Genomic DNA, 14,280 nt, shown 5'->3' with positions numbered 1-14,280 from the left:
AAACAAATGTTCTCATTATTTATGAAAAGCTTTAATTTCTGTATAATACAAGGGAAGGAGTTAGTAAATGGTTGATAATTCGCACTCTGAAGAAGAACACGAAGAACCTAAGTTTGTTGTTGATGAAAATGAACAAGCAGAAAACCAGGCTCTTCGTTCTAGAATAAATGAATTGGCAAAAAAACAACGTAGTCCTCAAGGATTGACCAAAGAAGAACAACAAGAGCAGCAAAAGTTAAGAAAACGTTTCTTAACTAATTTTAGGCGTGCATTTCGTTCCCAGGTCGAAATGATGAGAATCTTTGATGATAACGGTAATGAGGTGACTCCTAAAAAAGTAGTTGATATCCAAAAAAAGAAAGGTCTAAGAGATTAAAATGAGTTGGATTTGGTTTGTATTAATAGGTTTTGTTATTGGATTGATAGCAGGAATGGTCATTTCTCGATTTACTTTGAAGAGTTATTTAAGGAAAAACCCGCCTATAAATGAACAAATGTTACGGCAAATAGGTGCATCGATGGGACGTAATTTGAGTCAGAAACAAATTAATCAAATGATGAATCAAATGAAAAAGAACTATTAAAAAAACCAGTTATTTTGCTGGTTTTTTAGTAAGCTGTTTTTGATCTAATCATCAGTTTTTTTTTCTGGATGAGGATCAACATATTTCCAATTAGGATCGATTTGATCATCTAATCTTTCAAAAGAATTTTCAATCAAATCGATTATTTCTTGATTTTTTGCTTTTCGGTCTACATTGATAGCTGGACCAAAAGCGACTGTGGTCGATTTTCTTTTAAAGAGATGCCAAAAAGTTAATGGTCCTTGGTAAACGACTGGCAGAATTTTTTTTCCGGACATTTTCGCTATCACTACAGCGCCGGCTTTTGCTTTATTGGAGTGTCTTGACCCTGATGGGAAAATCATAAAATTGCGCGTACCGTCTTTTAGTTCCTTGACCGGTATTTTTATTGCTGAGGGACCCGGGTTTTGTCTGTCGACGGAAAAAACACCGACCATATCTAAGCCCTTGGCAAAAATTTTGTTTTTAAAAAGTTCCTTTTTTCCCATGAAAATAAACTTTTGCGGTAATAACACGATTGCGAACCAGAGCGGATCCCACCAAGTCCTATGAGGGGCAACAAGGATAAATTGCTGATTTTTCGGAATGTTTTCTTTTCCGATGACGTTGATCCTTCCGTTGACCGTCCATTGGATCGCATGTATTATACGAAAAATGAAAGTATACATGGTTTTCATTATAATGTAAGGCATGGAAAAAAGCATTTTGTCTGCGACAGATAAGATCGAGAAAATTTCAGATAAAGTTTCTATAGTGCAAAATGATAACTTGCCTAAATTCGGCATGGATGCCTTGCTTCTTTCAAATTTTGTAGACAAAAGCAAATCTAGTAAATTAAAAATTGCCGATTTTGGATCCGGAAGCGGAATATTAGGTCTAATGTACGCAAGTGTTAATCCGGGGCGTGTTTTTTTGATTGAAGTTAATCCCGAATTAGTTGATTTAGAAAACAAATCAATCAAGATCAACGATTTAACTGATCGGGTTGTTGCCTTAAATAAGGACATAAACGATCTAACAGAGATATTCAAAATAAATTCATTAGATGTAATTATTTCAAATCCTCCGTATTTTGACAATGTCAATTATGAGCAAACCAGTCCGGATGGTTATCGAAAATCAGCGCGTCACGGCGGTGGTAAAAATTTCGGCCTGGATACGCTCTTTGATTCAGCAAAATTATTTCTAAAAAGTCGGGGCAAATTGTATTTCATTTTTCGCGCAGAAAGAATTGCTGAAATATTCAAAACAGCATCCGCAAACGGCTTTGGTATCGACAAAATTTGCTTCGTTTATACAAAAAAAGGAAGCGATGCAAAATTGGTTTTGGTCAAGGCTATAAAGCAGTCTAAACACGCAAAAATAAAGATACAGTCTCCTTTGATTTTATATGATCAGCCAAAACGATTGAATAAAAAGTCTGCAAATATTTTATTCTCAAGAAAGTATTTTTTTTACGTTCTTAAAACAGCTGACAATTATTTATATGCTGGAACGACAAATGATGTTCAAAAAAGATTTTCGGCTCATCAAAATAGGAAGGGGGCAAAATTTACTAAACCGGCATCCAGACATCCATTAACTTTGGTATTTACAAAGGAATTTAACAGTAAATCAGAGGCTTTGAGTTTTGAGAATAAATTTAAAAAATTGAAACGGGACGAAAAGGAAAATTATATAAACTTGAAATAGGTTTATTTTTCATGTAAAATACTAAACGGCTATCGCCAATACACAGCGGGAAACGATAAGAAATCAGTTGCTTTTCGGAGTCGATTTCTTAGGAGACTTCCTCGCAAGGACAAAAACATTAAGGAGGCCAAAATGGCTGCAATTTCTATGAAAGAACTTTTAGAGGCCGGCGCGCATTTCGGGCACCAGACCCGTCGCTGGGATCCTCGTATGAGTGAATACATTTTTACTTCACGAAATGGTATTCATATCATTGATTTACAAAAAACTTTAAGAATGGCCGATGACGCTTACAATTGGGTCAAAGGCGAGGCTGCTAACGGTGCAACCTTCCTATTTGTTGGAACTAAAAAGCAAGCTACAGAAACGATTGAAGAAGAAGCAAAGCGTGCCGGTGTATCTTATGTTAACCATCGCTGGCTTGGTGGAACTCTTACTAATTGGAATACTATTAAGGGTCGTATAAATCGTTTGAAAGAACTTAGGGCAGCTGAAGAAGACGGCTCTTTTGACAATCTTCCTAAAAAAGAAGAATCCAAGCTTCTTAAACAAAAGGCAAAGCTGGAAAAGTTTCTTGGCGGAATTGTAGACATGGAGGACATCCCTGATGTTATCTATATTGTCGATCCAAAAACTGAGGATATCGCTGTAAAAGAAGCGAGAACATTAAATATTCCTGTCGTAGCAATGATAGATACGAATGGTAATCCTGACCTCGTCGATGTCAAGATACCAGCAAACGACGATGCTATCAGAGCTGTTAAACTTATAACTTCCAGAATAGCTGACGCTATTATTGAAGGACGTCAAGGACAAGACGCTGACGGCGGAGATGCAGAAGAAACTTTCGCTGCTGCCGACGATTCTCAAAACCAAGAAAATGGTGAAGAGACAGCGCAAAAAGAAGTATCAGATAATTAAAATACATTCGCCTTTTTAGGCGATTTTTTATGAGGTTAAAATGGCAAATATTACTGCTGCACAAGTTAAAGCTCTACGTGATAAAACAAGCGCAGGTATTATGGACGCAAAAAAAGCATTGGTAGAGGCGCAAGGCGATTTAAACAAGGCAATAGATCTTTTAAAAGAACGCGGTGTTGCTAAAGCTGCTAAAAAAGCTGATCGTGTTGCTGCTGAAGGCATGACCTATGTTGCTGAATCCGGAAATTCTGCTGCGATCATCGAAATGAATTCCGAAACAGATTTTGTTGCATCTAACGAACAGTTTTTGGATCTTTTGCATTTAACTGCCGAGACTATTTTAAAAAATAGTCCCAAGGATCTTCAATCTGCACTTGCACTAAAAACTAACGGAGGGACTTTGAATGATCAGATCGTTCAAACTTCAGCTCATACTGGAGAAAAAATAAGTCTGCGCCGTTTTGAAATAGTTAAGAAAAATGATGATGAATTCTTTGGCACATATTCTCATCTAGGCGGCCAGATCTCTGTTATTACTTTGATCAAGGGCGGTGATGTTCAAACCGCAAAAGATATTGCGATGCACGTAGCTGCGATCGCACCTAAATATATCGATCGCAATGATGTACCTTCGGAGATAGTTGATCATGAAAAGTCGATTCAGTTAAAGGCTGACGATCTTCAAGGAAAGCCGGACAAAATAAAGGCTAAGATCGTAGAAGGACGTCTTGGCAAATTTCTTGATGAACTCGCAATTTCTAATCAACCATTCGTCAAAGATGATAGTTTAACTGTTAGTCAATTTTTAAAGCAGAAAAAGGCACAGCTTATAAAGTTTGTCCGCTACCAAGTTGGAGAGGGAATCGAAAAGAAAGAATCTAATTTGGCAGAAGAAGTTGCAAAGCAAATTAACGGTTGATAAGATATGGGGCGAATAAAGTTTAAACGAATACTATTGAAACTTTCAGGTGAAGCGCTCGCTGGCAAAGCAGGTACTGGCATAGATTTACCAACAGTTAGACGTGTAGCCGGCGAATTAGCTGATGTTAAAAAAGAGTTTCCGGATGTCCAGATCGCGATCGTTAACGGCGGAGGCAACTTGTGGCGTGGAGAAACTGCCGCAGCTGCTGGAATGGAAAGAGCTCAAGCTGATTATATCGGCATGCTTGGAACTGTGATGAATGCTCTTTCGTTAGCTGATGCTTTAAGACAGCTCGATGTTGATACTAGAGTATTGACAGCTATTGAAATGAGGCAAATAGCGGAACCATATATTAGAGGCAGAGCTATCAGGCATTTGGAAAAAGGACGAATCGTTATTTTCGGTGCCGGAACTGGTTCGCCATATTTCTCTACCGATACGACTGCCGCACTGAGAGCTGCGGAGATAAACGCTGATGCAATTTTTATGGGTAAAAATGGTGTGGATGGTGTTTATGATTCTGATCCAAGAAAAAATTCATCGGCGGTCAAATATAATACACTTACCTATGATGATATCCTTAAAAAAAGTTTGAAGGTAATGGATTCCACAGCTGGGGCAATGGCAAAAGATACTGATATGCCGTTAGTAGTATTCAATCTCAACGAAGCAGGAAACATTAAAAAAGCAATTGAGGGTCAGCAAATAGGTACTTTGATAAAAGGATCAAAATGACAATTAATTTAAAAGAAATTAAAGATAAGATGCATCGAACTAGCCAATCTCTTCAAAAAGAGCTTGCTAACATTCGTGCTGGTCGTGCTAATCCTAGTTTATTGAATCATGTTAAGGTTGAATATTATGGGGTGCCGACACCGCTAAATCAAATTGCTAGTGTTCAGGTTCCCGAAGCTAGAGTACTCTTGATCACTCCTTATGATAAAGGATCTTTAAAGTCGATCGAACAAGCCATTTTTGCTAGCGATCTAGGATTGACTCCACAAAATGATGGAACTGCTATTCGTTTGATTATTCCCCAATTAACTGAAGATAGTCGAAAAGATTTGGTTAAACAAGTTAAAAGCGAGGGCGAAAAAGCAAAAGTAGCCGCTCGTAATATAAGACGTGATTTTATGAACGATCTTAAAAAAGAACAAGATATTTCAGAAGACCTTCGTAGAAAAGATGAAGACGATATTCAAAAAGCTACTGATTCAGAGGTTGCCGAAATTGACCGTATCGTTGCTGAAAAAGAAAAAGATTTAATGGAGATTTAATGGCCTTTTTTGGAAATGAAAAGGGTGATAGGTTTGAGCAAGGCGATTTGTCAGTGCCTAATCATATTGCCATAATTATGGATGGAAATGGTCGTTGGGCAAAAAAAAGGCATATGCCGAGAACTTACGGCCATAGAAACGCTGTTTCAACTGTTAAAAAAATAGCTTTGGCAGCGAATGAACTTGGAGTTAAGATTCTTACTCTTTATGCTTTTTCCACTGAGAATTGGAATCGACCGAGTGATGAAGTCAATTTTTTGATGAAATTACCGATCGATTTTTTTGATAGTTTCGTTCCGGAACTGATCGCTAATAACGTCAAGATTATGACTATTGGATCTATTGAAAAGCTGCCGAAGCCAACTCTCAAGGCAATAAATAAAGCTGTTGATGAGACATCGGGCGGAACCGGTATGATATTGAATTTTGCCATGAACTACGGTGGGCGAGATGAAATAGTTGAAGCCACAAAAAAGATAGCTGACTCAGTTAAAAACGGACTTATGAAGATTGAAGATATAGATGAAAATTCTTTTAAAAATTTTTTATTTACCTCTCAATTTGGTGAAAATGCTTATCCTGATTTAATAATCAGAACTTCTGGGGAACAAAGGATCAGCAATTTTCTGCTTTGGCAAAATGCTTATTCTGAGTTTTATTTTACAAATAAACTTTGGCCTGATTTTGATTCTAATGATTTGACTCAAGCTATAAAAAGTTTTGATAAACGAGACCGCAGGTATGGAAGGATCACAAATGAAAACTAGAGTAATTACAGCAATTATAGCTTTGATTATATTCGTTCCTCTTTTGATAATCGGCGGTATCCCTCTGACCATTTTTACATCTTTGCTGGGTGCTATAGCTATTGGCGAATTATTATATATGAAAAAGAGATTGCTAGTTAGTTTCGAGGCTATTTTTTCTTTTTTGGCTGTGATCGTTACTATTTTGCCAAATAATTTTTGGCTCATGCTTCCTGCAAATAATTTATTTCAAAGACAGTCTCTGCTTTATTTTTTTATAGCTGTAATCTTAATAGTTACCGTTTTAACTAATAATCGATTGAGTTTCGACGATGCGGGATCGTTAGTTTTGGGTGTTTTTTATATTGGTTTTGGTTTCCACTATTTTTTACAAGCGAGATCAGATAATTGGATGTCCTTTGTTTTCGGACTTATAATAGTATGGTCAACGGACAGTTTTGCGTATATTTTCGGCAGAAGGTTTGGAAAACATAAATTGATCCCTAAAGTCAGCCCTAACAAAACTTGGGAAGGGTCAGTCGGGGGAACGATAATTGCAACTATAATTGCAACTATTTTTGCTGTTTTATTTAAAATTAATCCGCAATTTAATGTTTTTCAGATAATATTTGTAGCATTATTATTATCTATAGCTGGTCAATTTGGCGATTTAATAGAGTCAGCCCTAAAACGTTTTTACGGGGTCAAGGATTCTGGGAACATACTTCCTGGGCACGGCGGTATTTTAGATAGGTTTGACTCAATGTTGTTCGTGATGCCTTTGCTAGTCTTATTTGGAGTATCTTAGTGAATTTTTTAAGTATAATCGCATTTATTATTGTTTTTGGATTGATCGTTACGTTCCATGAATTTGGTCATTTTTTATTAGCCAAAAAATTTGGTGTTATCGTTCACGAATTTTCTATTGGAATGGGTCCTAAGATTTTTTCAGTCACAAAATCTAATACTAAATACGTTATTCGTCTGCTTCCGGTTGGAGGGTATGTAGCAATGGCCGGCGCAGAAGAAAATCAATATTTGGATTATCTAAATGAACTTCGTCCCGGCAGAACCGTCACTATTGGTTTTTCAAGCAGTGAGCCGAAATTGATCAACTATATCGATATACGGAAAATAGAGGACCAAGTTGATCAAGATGGCCAATTATTATTGATCAAAAGTATTGATTACGAAAATAGCAGATCTGTTTCTGGATTTTTAAATTCCGATCAAGAAGATTATAAAAGTTTTAAGTTAAGTGATTATTTAACGATAAATACTGATCAAGGTGAAATTGCAGTTGCTCCAAAAAGCAGGCAGCTGCCAAATATCGCTTTATGGAAACAAGCGATTATTAATTTTGCCGGACCATTTATGAATTTCGTTTTAGCTTTGATACTTTTTGTCTTCTTAGCCATCACTCTTAACAAAGTACCGGTTTCGACCACAAAAATAGAACCAATTCCGAATTATCCAGCAATAAAACAAGGTCTTCGAAGAGGGGATAGAATAGTTTCAGTTGATTCAGTTAGAATACATAATTGGAACCAAATGGTTAGAGAAATTTCAAAAACTAATGGCCAAAGTGTTGATCTAACTTATGAAAGAAATGATAAGTTATCTAGAATAAGCATAAAACCGAGATTGGTGACTCAGGCTGGTCAAAAAAGATATTTGCTTGGAATCGAACAGTATTCGGTTACGTCAGGATCTTTAAAAGCAAGATTCTCTTATGCTTTTTCAAGCTTTTTTGATGGATCTACAGCTATTTGGAGAGCATTAGGAAATTTAATTTTACATCCAAGTCTCAATCAGCTTGGCGGGCCTGTTATGATTGCTAAAACCACAAATCAGGCGGTAAATAACGGTTTTTTTAGTCTTGTATCTCTAACGGCACTTTTAAGCTTGAACATAGGTATCTTTAATCTAATACCGATTCCGGTATTAGACGGCGGCAAATTATTATTAAACTTAATTGAAGCGATCAGGGGTAAGCCATTGAAGGATAGGACTAATCAGACAGTTTTGCTGATAGGCGTTGTCTTTATGATTCTTTTAATGATAGCAGTAACTATAAACGATTTATTGAGGTAAATAAATGAAACAATCAAAACTTTTTGTGCCAACGGAAAAAGAAGTTCCAGCTGACGCAACTGTAAACAGTCATATTTATATGTTGAGAGGCGGTTTTATTCGGCAAGTTGCCGGAGGAATCTACTCGTATCTCCCTTTAGCGGATAGGATAATAAATAAAATAGAAGCTATCATACGGCAAGAATTAAATTCTATCGATGCTAATGAAATGATGATGCCGGAGATGATTCCTGCAGAATTGTGGAAACAGTCCGGAAGATATTATACATACGGACCTTTGATGTATCGTCTTAGAGATCGTCATGGCCGAGATTTTTTGATGGGTCCGACTCACGAAGAAAGTTTCGCTCGTCTTATTGCCGATGAAATAAAAAGTTATAAAAAACTTCCTTTGATTTTATATCAAATCAGGGAAAAGTTTCGTGATGAATTAAGACCGAAAAATGGTTTATTGAGAGCTCGCGAATTCATAATGCAGGATGCCTATTCTTTTTCAGCGGATGAAAAGGGTCTCGATGATGCATATCAGCAAATAAAAAAAGCCTACGAAAGAATTTTCAATAAGATCGGTCTTAATTATAGAGAAATAATTGCCGATGCAGGGGCTATGGGAGGAAAAGCATCGACTGAATTTCAAGCTGTAGCCAGTACTGGCGAAGATGTGATCGCTTATTCCGATAAAGGCGATTATGCCGCGAATATAGAAATGGCGGAGGAATATTTTAAAAAAGTTGTTTCGAAAGATCCCTTTGAAGTTTTGAAAATCGTCGATACACCGAATTCAAGAACCGTAGCTGAAGATGCTAGTTTTTTAAGAGTCGATGAACATAAGATAGCTAAGACTATAGTTTTTAAAGCCGATGATAAAATAGTTGCTGTTACGGTTCCTGGAGACTACGAAGTAAATGAGGTAAAGGTAAAGAATTTCATCAATGCTGGCGAAATAGACGAAGCAGACGAAGAAACTGTTTTCAACAATTTTGGCGCACATTTCGGCTATTTAGGTCCGGTAGGAGTCGACACTAGCAAAATAGATCTGTTGATAGATCGAACTCTTTTCAATGAAAGCAACTGGTTCGTTGGCGCGAATAGAGATGATAAACATTTTGCTAATTTCAATCCTGCAAGGGATTTAGATCATTATCAAATTGGAGATTTCATTACAGTTAAAGAGGGTAATCCTGCTCCCGATGGCGGAAAACTTAGATTTACTAAGGGTATCGAAATTGGCCATATTTTCAAGTTGGGTACTTTTTACACTAGTAAAATGGGTGGTCAAATTCAAAATTCTGATGGTAAAGTTTCAGATATAATCATGGGATCTTACGGTATCGGAATATCTCGTTTACTGTCAGCTATAGCTGAGCAATCGAGTGACGAAAAAGGTTTTATTTGGCCAAAGTCGATTGCTCCGTATCAAATTCATTTAATAGTTATGAAAGAAAAAGATCCAGTCCAGCACGAATTGGCCGCCAAAATTGATCATGAATTGGAAGAAACCGGTTACGAAGTATTGATCGATGATCGTTCAGAACGTCCAGGCGTAAAATTCGCTGATTCCGATCTAATTGGAATTCCTATAAGAATCGTTGTCGGCAGAGACTCGGTACAAGGAAAAGTCGAAGTTAAAGCTAGATCAGATGAAGAATCAAAAATAGTAGACAGCAAAGATTTAAAAGATTTTGTTGAAAACAAACTTTCTGTTTTAAAATAAAATAAATGCCAAATAATGATTCAAAATTAAAAATTTTATTGCAGCAGATAAACCATCTGGATGATTACTATCTTGATAATATCAGCGAATATGGTTTGAGACTTAAATCAGTCGATGTTGACCCTTCGGAAAGAAAATGGGATTTTTGTTTCAAGCTGAAAAACTTTCCAGCAAGTGATTTTTTGACCCATTTCTATTTAGATATTCACCATACTTTTTTAGACGAAAATATTGATGCTGGAATTAATTTGGATGTTGAGCAAAAGAGCTCGGTAAAACAATTAGAAGATTACTGGCAATTAGTTCTTAATATTTCAAATTTAGATAATCCCTACACTAGAGAGGCTGCAAGATCTTTAGATTTTTCTGAGACCGGCTCAGGTATCGAAGGATTAGTGGCTAGCGCTTCTGGAGCAACTTTTCTTAATCAAAAGTTGTCTCTTTTAAAAAAAATATATCTATCACTTGGGGTCGATTTGCCTTTTGCTTTCTCAGTTGATCAAGAAAAGGCATCTGAAATACAAGAGAAGTTTGAAAAATCTAGGAAAGTTGAAATTCATCAAAGTACATCACAGATTATCAAAAAAAATCGGCAGAATAGCCAAAGCGATGTTCTTCTGGGCAAAACGATTCCCGATAGTGCCAAAATAACTTCCATCGACGAATTGTCTGATGGGGACAATGCGGTAATCGAAGGTTATTTGTTTAAATCAGATTTTAGAGAAACAAAACGCGGCGGCGGAATACTGACTGTTGAAATAACAGACTATACAAACTCTGTGTCGGCAAAGGTGTTTTCCAGAAATGCAAAAGATAATGCCGTTTTGAAATCAATACCCACGAATCTTTGGGTAAAAGTCCGAGGACATGCTGCTAATGATGATTATATGGGCGGTGAACTATCCTTAAATATCAATGATCTTCAAACTTTGAAAAAAGAATCAGATCAAGATCCAATTCAACCGAAAAGCGAGCACAGGGTAGAATTGCATGCACATACTACCATGACTGCTTTGAACGCAGTTAATTCTGCTTCGCAAATTTTTGATAAAGCAGCGCAATGGAACCATAGTGCTGTAGCGATTACCGATAACGCTGACGTTCAAGCTTTTCCTGAGGCTGCCGCGGCAAGTGAAAGAACAGGGGTTAAGGCAATTTATGGCCTAGAGGCAAATTTCGTTGAAGACGGCCAGCCGATTGCGATAAACACTCAAAACATACTATTAAAAGAACAGATTTATACAGTTTTCGATATTGAAACAACTGGATTGTCAGCGATAAACGATAAAATTATCCAATTATCTGCTGTTAAGATGAAAAACGGATCTGTGATAGATACTTTTGATGAATTCATAAATCCAGGTTTTTCTTTATCGGAACAGACGGTTAATTTAACCGGTATTACTGATGATTTAGTAAAAAATAGTTTGCCGGAAAAAGAAGTTTTAAAAAAATTCCAAGATTTTTATCAAGGAACTGTTTTATGCGGCCATAACGTCATTAAATTTGATTATGGTTTCGTTAATCATGCCTTAATTGAAAATCATTTACCGGTTATAGACCTCCCTGTTGTAGATACTCTTGATCTTGCTCGCTGGCTCCATCCTGAATTTAGTAAATTCACTTTAGATTTTCTTTCTCGCAAATTTAAAGTTAATCTTGAACATCACCATCGTGCCATAGACGATTCGACCGCTACGGGAATGCTTTTGCATATATTTCTCAAAGAAGCAGAGGAACAGCACGGAGTTCAAACTGATAGTCAGCTGAATGAACACGCATTTGGTCATAATAGTTGGAGACAGACTAGGCCCACGCACCTGACTGTGCTTGTCAAAAATCAACCGGGTTTAAAAGATTTATATAAAATGGTTTCAGAATCCAACATCAACTATTTTTATCGAGTGGCCCGGGTTCCGCAAAGCTTGCTGAACAAGTATAGGAAGGGGTTTTTAGTTGGTTCAGGCGATGTTGGCAGCGAACTGTTTGACACTCTTGCTCGAGAAGGGTTAGATAAGGCGATCGAGCTGTCTGATCGTATAAAATTTGATTACATTGAGGTCCAACCGCTGGAAAATTATCAACCGCAAATAGAATCGGGTTTTATCAAAGATCAAGAAGCTTTGAAACAGCTGATAGAAAATTACGTAAAATTAGCTGACGTTATTAAAAAACCGTTAGTCGTAACCGGTGACGTTCATTATTTAGACGAAAAAGATCGAATTTATCGAACGATCCTTATAAATTCGAAAATCGCCAGGTCTGCAGCTGGTGGTGAAACTCGCTATAAATTAGCTGATTTGTCAATGAAAAAAACTCAGCATTTGTTAGATGAATTTTCTTTTTTGGGAAAAGAAAAAGCCTACGAGATCGTAGTTAAAAATTCTAGTTTAGTTAACAATATGATCGACAAGATCGAGCCTTTAAAAAAGGGACTTTCAACTCCTAAGATAGAGGGTTCGGATGATATTTTAAGAGAAAAAACTTTTAAGAATGCCAAGAAAATGTATGGCGATCCGCTTCCTGACTTAGTTAAAAAAAGATTGGATCGTGAATTGAACGCCATCATTGGTAACGGCTACGCTATCATTTATGTAATTTGTCAAAGATTAGTCAGCAAGTCAAACAAAGACGGCTATATAGTTGGATCCAGAGGTTCGGTCGGCTCTTCGCTTGTCGCGACTATGATGGGAATTACGGAAGTAAATCCGCTCCCTCCGCATTATCGTTCTAAAAATGGTAATTTTACGGAATTTATAAATGATGATCAAATTTCGTCTGGATTCGATCTGCCTGAGAAAATAAATCCGATCGATGGGACGACACTGATCGGAGATGGACATAATATACCTTTTGAAACTTTTCTTGGATTCAAGGGTGATAAAGTGCCTGACATTGATTTGAATTTTTCCGGTGATTATCAACCGATAGCTCATAATTATACTAAAGTCATGTTTGGCGAAAACAATGTTTTTAGAGCTGGAACTATTGGTACCGTTGCAGAAAAAACTGCATTTGGTATGGTTAAAAATTATGAGGAAGCTAACGATGCGCATTATCGAAAAGCCGAAGAAGACCGGTTATCTAATGGTATTACCGGGGTTAAACGAACTACAGGCCAGCATGCTGGAGGAATAATTATAATTCCAGCTGACCATGATGTGTACGATTTTACACCGATCCAGTATCCTGCCGATGATACCAGTTCTAATTGGAAGACAACTCATTTGGATTATCATTCGATTCACGATAATATTCTAAAAATGGATATACTTGGGCACGATGATCCGACTCTCTTGAGAGCTTTGCAAGACATGTCTGGTATAGATCCAAAATCAATCCCAGTAAATGATCCCGGAGTTCTTTCTTTGTTTACTTCGCCAAAAATATTAGGTGTCACTAAAGAAGAAATAATGTCTAATACAGGAACTTTAGGCATTCCGGAATTTGGTACTAACTTTGTCAGAGGGATGCTTGAGCAAACTAAACCTCATAATTTCGGCGAATTATTGCAAATATCCGGATTATCACACGGTACCAACGTTTGGAATGGAAATGCCGATGAACTGATCAAAGACGGCAAGGCAAATATTGGAACAGTTATTGGAACCCGAGATAAAATCATGACTGATTTGATTTCGTTTGGTCTTAATTCTTCTGATGCATTTCAAATTATGGAAAAAGTTCGAAAGGGTAAGGGAATATCCGAAGAACATATGAAAATTCTGAGAGATCACCCTAGAGTACCCCAATGGTATATCGATTCAATGCAGAAAATTCAGTATATGTTCCCTCGTGCGCACGCTGCAGCCTACGTTATGTCTGCGTTAAGGATCGCCTATTTTAAAGTATATTTCCCGGCTATCTACTATGCGGCTTATTTTTCCGTACGTGCTAAGGATAAAACTATCGATGCAGTTGGTTTGACTCAAGGGAAAACTAAGGTTCAAGCTTTAGTAAAGAGTTATCGCAGCAGATATAATGATTTGAACAAAGAAGAAGCCAAAACCCTGGCGATCTATGAAATTGCAAACGAAGCTTGGCAGCGCGGCATTGAATTTAAAATGGTGGATTTATATGAATCTGAAGCCTTTGATTGGAAAATAGAAGGCAATAAGATCATCCTTCCGTTCGTTACTTTGCCAGGTCTTGGTGATAACGTTGCAAAAGCGATCGTTGCAGCAAGAGCAGAACATGAGTTTATTTCTAAAGAAGATTTGGCAAAAAGAGGTTCTGTTAATAAAACTTTGATTGAATTTATGGAAAAAAATCATATGATCGATGGTATGACGGATGCTAATCAAATGGACCTATTTGCGATTTGACCGAG

At 37.0% G+C, this 14,280-nt stretch carries 13 protein-coding genes; 12 read left to right on the top strand and 1 reads right to left on the bottom strand.

What is annotated here, in order from left to right:
* Positions 1-67: 67 nt before the first annotated feature.
* On the top strand, positions 68-376 hold the full coding sequence (locus tag ACKP2L_RS04555; protein WP_439426175.1) for a DUF896 domain-containing protein: 309 nt from the start codon (positions 68-70) through the stop codon (positions 374-376).
* Position 377: 1 nt separating this feature from the next.
* Positions 378-584: a YneF family protein gene (locus ACKP2L_RS04550; protein ID WP_439426174.1), complete on the top strand. Its 207-nt coding sequence runs from the start codon at positions 378-380 to the stop codon at positions 582-584.
* A 44-nt stretch (positions 585-628) separates the two neighbouring features.
* Here the strand turns inward: ACKP2L_RS04550 and ACKP2L_RS04545 are convergent, their stop codons facing one another.
* Positions 629-1,276: a lysophospholipid acyltransferase family protein gene (locus ACKP2L_RS04545; protein ID WP_439426173.1), complete on the bottom strand. Its 648-nt coding sequence runs from the start codon at positions 1,274-1,276 to the stop codon at positions 629-631.
* Between ACKP2L_RS04545 and ACKP2L_RS04540 the strand changes: the two genes are divergently transcribed.
* From ACKP2L_RS04540 to ACKP2L_RS04495, 10 genes are all read left to right on the top strand, one after another.
* On the top strand, positions 1,275-2,276 hold the full coding sequence (locus ACKP2L_RS04540) for a GIY-YIG nuclease family protein (RefSeq protein ID WP_439426172.1): 1,002 nt from the start codon (positions 1,275-1,277) through the stop codon (positions 2,274-2,276). The genes ACKP2L_RS04545 and ACKP2L_RS04540 overlap by 2 nt on opposite strands.
* Positions 2,277-2,408: 132 nt before the next feature.
* Positions 2,409-3,197: a 30S ribosomal protein S2 gene (gene rpsB, locus ACKP2L_RS04535; protein ID WP_439426171.1), complete on the top strand. Its 789-nt coding sequence runs from the start codon at positions 2,409-2,411 to the stop codon at positions 3,195-3,197.
* A gap of 40 nt (positions 3,198-3,237) precedes the next feature.
* A complete protein-coding gene (gene tsf / locus ACKP2L_RS04530) occupies positions 3,238-4,116 on the top strand; it encodes a translation elongation factor Ts (RefSeq protein WP_439426170.1) in 879 nt (292 codons plus the stop codon).
* A 6-nt stretch (positions 4,117-4,122) separates the two neighbouring features.
* The gene (gene pyrH / locus ACKP2L_RS04525; protein ID WP_439426169.1) at positions 4,123-4,854 is read left to right on the top strand and encodes a UMP kinase; all 732 of its coding nucleotides are present in this window, start codon (positions 4,123-4,125) and stop codon (positions 4,852-4,854) included.
* Entirely contained in the window at positions 4,851-5,396 is a 546-nt protein-coding gene (gene frr / locus ACKP2L_RS04520) for a ribosome recycling factor (protein WP_439426168.1), read from the top strand. Before pyrH ends, frr begins: the two co-directional genes overlap by 4 nt.
* On the top strand, positions 5,396-6,163 hold the full coding sequence (locus ACKP2L_RS04515; RefSeq protein ID WP_439426167.1) for an isoprenyl transferase: 768 nt from the start codon (positions 5,396-5,398) through the stop codon (positions 6,161-6,163). The genes frr and ACKP2L_RS04515 overlap by 1 nt, the downstream gene beginning before the upstream one ends.
* The gene (locus ACKP2L_RS04510) at positions 6,153-6,950 is read left to right on the top strand and encodes a phosphatidate cytidylyltransferase (protein ID WP_439426166.1); all 798 of its coding nucleotides are present in this window, start codon (positions 6,153-6,155) and stop codon (positions 6,948-6,950) included. Before ACKP2L_RS04515 ends, ACKP2L_RS04510 begins: the two co-directional genes overlap by 11 nt.
* The gene (gene rseP, locus ACKP2L_RS04505) at positions 6,950-8,236 is read left to right on the top strand and encodes an RIP metalloprotease RseP (protein ID WP_439426165.1); all 1,287 of its coding nucleotides are present in this window, start codon (positions 6,950-6,952) and stop codon (positions 8,234-8,236) included. Before ACKP2L_RS04510 ends, rseP begins: the two co-directional genes overlap by 1 nt.
* A 4-nt stretch (positions 8,237-8,240) precedes the next feature.
* Positions 8,241-9,950 (top strand): proline--tRNA ligase, encoded by a 1,710-nt coding sequence (locus tag ACKP2L_RS04500; protein WP_439426164.1) that lies wholly within the window; start codon positions 8,241-8,243, stop codon positions 9,948-9,950.
* A 5-nt stretch (positions 9,951-9,955) separates the two neighbouring features.
* A complete protein-coding gene (locus ACKP2L_RS04495; protein WP_439426163.1) occupies positions 9,956-14,275 on the top strand; it encodes a PolC-type DNA polymerase III in 4,320 nt (1,439 codons plus the stop codon).
* The last annotated feature ends 5 nt before the right edge of the window (positions 14,276-14,280 follow it).

Origin of the sequence: Oenococcus alcoholitolerans (genome assembly GCF_051852995.1) — a bacterium.
In the GTDB taxonomy this organism is placed as follows: Bacteria; Bacillota; Bacilli; order Lactobacillales; family Lactobacillaceae; genus Oenococcus; species Oenococcus alcoholitolerans.
This window is presented reverse-complemented; position numbering and strand designations above follow the sequence as displayed.

What these genes read in the sequence shown, in the direction of transcription:
- ACKP2L_RS04545 (WP_439426173.1), bottom strand. Translation starts at nt 1,276, where the DNA reads ATGCCTTACATTATAATGAAAACCATGTATACTTTCATTTTTCGTATA.
- ACKP2L_RS04540 (WP_439426172.1), top strand. Translation starts at nt 1,275, where the DNA reads ATGGAAAAAAGCATTTTGTCTGCGACAGATAAGATCGAGAAAATTTCA.
- pyrH (WP_439426169.1), top strand. Translation starts at nt 4,123, where the DNA reads ATGGGGCGAATAAAGTTTAAACGAATACTATTGAAACTTTCAGGTGAA.
- ACKP2L_RS04500 (WP_439426164.1), top strand. Translation starts at nt 8,241, where the DNA reads ATGAAACAATCAAAACTTTTTGTGCCAACGGAAAAAGAAGTTCCAGCT.
- rpsB (WP_439426171.1), top strand. Translation starts at nt 2,409, where the DNA reads ATGGCTGCAATTTCTATGAAAGAACTTTTAGAGGCCGGCGCGCATTTC.
- ACKP2L_RS04495 (WP_439426163.1), top strand. Translation starts at nt 9,956, where the DNA reads ATGCCAAATAATGATTCAAAATTAAAAATTTTATTGCAGCAGATAAAC.
- ACKP2L_RS04515 (WP_439426167.1), top strand. Translation starts at nt 5,396, where the DNA reads ATGGCCTTTTTTGGAAATGAAAAGGGTGATAGGTTTGAGCAAGGCGAT.
- ACKP2L_RS04510 (WP_439426166.1), top strand. Translation starts at nt 6,153, where the DNA reads ATGAAAACTAGAGTAATTACAGCAATTATAGCTTTGATTATATTCGTT.
- frr (WP_439426168.1), top strand. Translation starts at nt 4,851, where the DNA reads ATGACAATTAATTTAAAAGAAATTAAAGATAAGATGCATCGAACTAGC.
- ACKP2L_RS04550 (WP_439426174.1), top strand. Translation starts at nt 378, where the DNA reads ATGAGTTGGATTTGGTTTGTATTAATAGGTTTTGTTATTGGATTGATA.
- tsf (WP_439426170.1), top strand. Translation starts at nt 3,238, where the DNA reads ATGGCAAATATTACTGCTGCACAAGTTAAAGCTCTACGTGATAAAACA.
- ACKP2L_RS04555 (WP_439426175.1), top strand. Translation starts at nt 68, where the DNA reads ATGGTTGATAATTCGCACTCTGAAGAAGAACACGAAGAACCTAAGTTT.